The 4,087-nt window shown below is 57.7% G+C and carries 4 protein-coding genes; 2 read left to right on the forward strand and 2 right to left on the reverse strand.

The features are described 5' to 3' along the window. Positions 1-553, reverse strand: a 553-nt coding sequence (locus AAIR21_RS27320; RefSeq protein ID WP_434682757.1) for a tyrosine-type DNA invertase, incomplete at its 3' end; no start/stop codon positions are given. A 630-nt stretch (positions 554-1,183) separates the two neighbouring features. Between AAIR21_RS27320 and feoA the strand changes: the two genes are divergently transcribed. Beyond that, on the forward strand, positions 1,184-1,411 hold the full coding sequence (gene feoA / locus AAIR21_RS27325; protein WP_046899121.1) for a ferrous iron transporter A: 228 nt from the start codon (positions 1,184-1,186) through the stop codon (positions 1,409-1,411). Positions 1,412-1,437: 26 nt separating this feature from the next. Continuing rightward, complete coding sequence (gene feoB, locus AAIR21_RS27330) at positions 1,438-3,804, forward strand: Fe(2+) transporter permease subunit FeoB (RefSeq protein ID WP_422713292.1); 2,367 nt, start codon at positions 1,438-1,440, stop codon at positions 3,802-3,804. Positions 3,805-3,858: 54 nt separating this feature from the next. Here the strand turns inward: feoB and AAIR21_RS27335 are convergent. Then, positions 3,859-4,087, reverse strand: a 229-nt coding sequence (locus tag AAIR21_RS27335) for a tyrosine-type recombinase/integrase (protein ID WP_434682759.1), incomplete at its 5' end; no start/stop codon positions are given.

The raw sequence follows: 4,087 nt of genomic DNA on the forward strand, positions 1-4,087 counted from the left end.
ACCGCCACACACCCTCAAATCGCTCCGCATTACTGGCCGTGTAACGCACGGTATGCCTGATATTACGGTGTCCGAGATAGTCCTGAATTAAGCGCGTGTCGATGCCACGGTCCGCCAGCGCAAATCCGCAGGCATGTCTCAGCATGTGCGGATGCGAACATAACGAAAGTCCGGCCTTCTCTCCCAGCTCCTGAATCAGGTTATAAATGCGCTGGCGCGTCAGCGGCCCGCCCCGGCGCGACAGGAACAGCCAGTCACTTTCTGCCCCCTGCATACGGCTTCTGACCTTCATCCAGGTCCGGATGGCCCTGATTTCCTGCGACAGCAGCGGATGGCTGGTGCTGAACCCCTGCTTGAGCCGGTGGATATAGAGACTCCCCTGCTTTAAATCCAGGTCCGACAGCCGCAGGTGCCGGGCTTCGCTTACCCGGAAGCCGTGAATGAAACTCATGAGTATCAGGCAGTGATCCCGCTCGGGATTACCCGACATCTTCGCTGTTTCCAGCAGACTTTCCACCTCGCTTTGCGTCAGGTATTTACGTGTTGATGACATTCTTTTTATCTGCTCCAGAAATAATGGTACTGATGGTGATTTCCCCTTCCGCCCTGTCACCCGGCGCCGGGCATGGCGGAAGATATATGATGTTATCATGTTACCCGCGCCGCTATCAGAGCGTTCCGTTATACCTTCATGCACCATCAGACACCGCAATGTGGCGTTAATTCAGCGTACCGGGACACCATGAAAAATTTCCGGAATGAGGTAAAAGAGTGAGGTCAGACTACGGGAAATCACCGCAGTTAATATGCCGGTGCTTTATGGGCAGGCTGGTCCGCCACTTTCAGCGGGTAAATATCAGGCAGCATGTACTTTTACACTCTGATGAATCCGTCGTCATCTTCCGGGTATCTCTGACGTCATTAATAAACCTGACCCTGTCATCCGTCATGGCCGAGCCGTTCGTGGTCGCCGTGACGGTATCCCACGCAGGCCAGCGCCTGTCTCACGGAAAGTCATACGGTCTTACCCGGCTCCGCCCGGGCCCCCTTCAACAACATTTCGTCACATTTCAATAATTGCACACAGAAATGATTATCAATATCATCCAGTACTATCTGTTCCGTATGGACGGGTTCTGGCACGTTAACAGACAAGTTTTAATGCATTTATTCTGGAGGCTACATGCAGTTTTCAGCAGGCAGTATGTGGAAAATCATCTCCTTCTCCCCCGAAACGGGTCCGGCGTACCGGCAAAAACTCCTCTCTCTCGGCATGCTGCCCGGCTCGTGCTTTCAGGTCATACACGTCGCACCGCTGGGCGACCCGCTCCATATCCGGAGCCAGCGGGTCAGCCTGGTATTGCGGAAAAAAGACCTGGCGCTGCTGAATCTGGAAGCTCAACACCACTGAGGGCATCACCTGTGTCTGTCCGTCAACTGAAACCACTGACCGTCGGCCTTATCGGCAATCCCAATGCCGGGAAAACAACGCTTTTTAATCAGCTTACCGGCGCGCACCAGAGAACCGGAAACTGGGCCGGCGTGACCGTCGAGCGCAAGGAAGGGCGTTTTTTCACTCCTGAGCACCAGGTGAAGCTTGTCGATTTACCCGGCACCTACTCACTGACCACCGTCTCCCTGCAGACCTCCCTGGATGAACAGATTGCCTGTCATTATATTCTTGACGGCGGTGCAGACCTGCTCATCAACGTCGTGGATGCATCGAACCCTGAGCGCAATCTCTATCTGACCCTGCAGCTGCTGGAGTCGGGTACCCCCTGCATTGTGGCCTTAAACATGCTGGATATTGCCAAAAAACAAAACATCAGCATCGACCCGGACAGACTGGCAGACCAGCTGGGCTGTCCGGTTATCCCGCTGGTCTCCAGTCGCGGGCAGGGCGTGATGCGTCTTAAGCAGGCGGTTGACGACTACCGGGAAAACAGGGGGATGGTAGCGCCCCCCTATCCCCGGTCACTGCTGCGGGAAGCACGGTGGCTGAGCCGGAGTATGCCGGCCACATTTCCGGAGAAAAAACGCCAGTGGCTGGGTATTCAGATGCTGGAGGGGGATATATACAGCCTCGCCTGCGCCGGCGGGCTCACCCGTCAGCTGGAGAGTTCACTTGTGCGACTGCACCAGGAAAACATTGACCCACCCCTGCAGATTGCCGACGCCCGCTACCGGCTTATCGCCGGTATCTGTGCCCGGGTTAACACTGACCGGGTCGCAGGCGCCGGAGATTTCACCGCCGCCGTGGACCGCATTGTCCTTCACCGCATTCTCGGGTTACCGGTTTTCCTGCTGGTGATGTACCTGATGTTCCTGCTGGCAATCAACATTGGTGGCGCACTGCAGCCGCTGTTTGACGCGGGGTCGGTGGCGCTGTTCATTCACGGTATTCAGTGGCTGGGCTATACCCTGCACGTGCCGGAAGGCCTGACGCTTTTTCTGGCAAGGGGACTGGGCGGCGGACTCAACACCGTCCTGCCGCTGGTTCCGCAGACAGGCCTGATGTATCTGTTCCTGTCATTTATTGAGGACTCCGGCTATATGGCCCGGGCGGCGTTTGTGATAGACCGGGTGATGCAGTCGCTGGGATTGCCCGGAAAATCCTTCGTGCCGCTGATTGTTGGCTTCGGCTGCAACGTGCCGTCCGTCATGGGGGCCAGGACGCTGGATACGCCCCGGGAGAGGCTGATGACCATCATGATGGCACCGTTTATGTCCTGTGGCGCGCGGCTGGCGATTTTTGCCGTCTTTTCCGCCGCGTTCTTCGGTCAGCAGGGCGCTCTGGTCGTGTTTTCCCTGTACCTGCTCGGTATTCTGATGGCGGTGCTCACCGGGCTGACGCTCAGGTTCACCCTGCTGCGGGGAGAGGCGGCCCCGTTTGTGATGGAAATCCCCGTTTATCATGCTCCCCATGTCAGAAGCCTTATTATCCAGACCTGGCAGCGCCTGAAAGGTTTTCTCCTGCGGGCCGGTAAGGTCATCATCATTGTCAGCCTTTTTCTGAGCACGCTGACCAGCTTCTCGCTGCAGGGTACCCCGGTCAACAACATCAACGATTCGGCCCTGGCCTCGGTGAGCCAGCTTATCACCCCGCTGTTCCGCCCGATTGGTGTGCATGCGGATAACTGGCAGGCCACCGTGGGGTTATTTACCGGCGCGATGGCCAAGGAGGTCGTGGTGGGAACATTAAACACCCTGTACACCACGGAAAATATCCAGAAGGATACCTTCAGTCCCGCCACCTACAGTCTGTCCGGCGAACTCACCGGCGCCGTTCTGGCCACCTGGCAAAGCCTGAAAGACACCTTCAGCCTCAGCGTCCTGATTAACCCGGTCGAAGCCAGTAAAGGGGACGGGGAAATGACCCGGGGCGCCATGGGCGTGATGAGCCAGAAATTTGGCACCGCAGTGGCCGCCTACAGCTACCTGATTTTCGTCCTGCTCTACGTTCCCTGCATGTCGGTGGTCGGGGCCATCTCCCGGGAAGCGGGACGCGGATGGATGCTCTTCTCGGTGTTCTGGGGACTGGATATGGCCTGGTCGGCGGCCACGCTGTTTTATCAGGCGATGAGTTTCAGCCAGCACCGGCAGTACAGCCTGGAGTGTATGCTGACCGTCGTGCTGCTTAACACCCTGCTGCTGGTTCTGATGCGCCGGGTGCGCTGGCGGGCAGAGATCCCGCTCCCGCGAACCCAGGCCGCGGGCTCCGGCCCCTGCCGTGGCTGCCGTGGCTGCCGTGGTGGTCAGTGTCCGTCAAAAAACAACATCACCACCCCAGACCGAAGGCCCTGACCCAGGACATGCCCGCGACACCATTAGCCCCGACGGCACGGAGCTTCACAGGCTTTACGGAGTGGTGTCGTTGTCCGGATGCCAGCGGTGGATGATACGGTGCACGAACGGGCTTATCAGCACACCCGGCGCGACGAAAAATACCGTCTGCTGGTAAAACCGTACAGGGCGTGGAGTGCGTATTCCGAGCAGTTCGCTGATCCGCAGACCATGATAAAAACACATCAGGATCATGCAGCGATCCCGCAGTCCATTTTTTTCACCTTCCGTCGCCCGCAGTATT

It is taken from the genome of Enterobacter sp. PTB (genome assembly GCF_051130085.1).
GTDB classification, from domain to species: Bacteria; Pseudomonadota; Gammaproteobacteria; order Enterobacterales; family Enterobacteriaceae; genus Enterobacter; species Enterobacter ludwigii.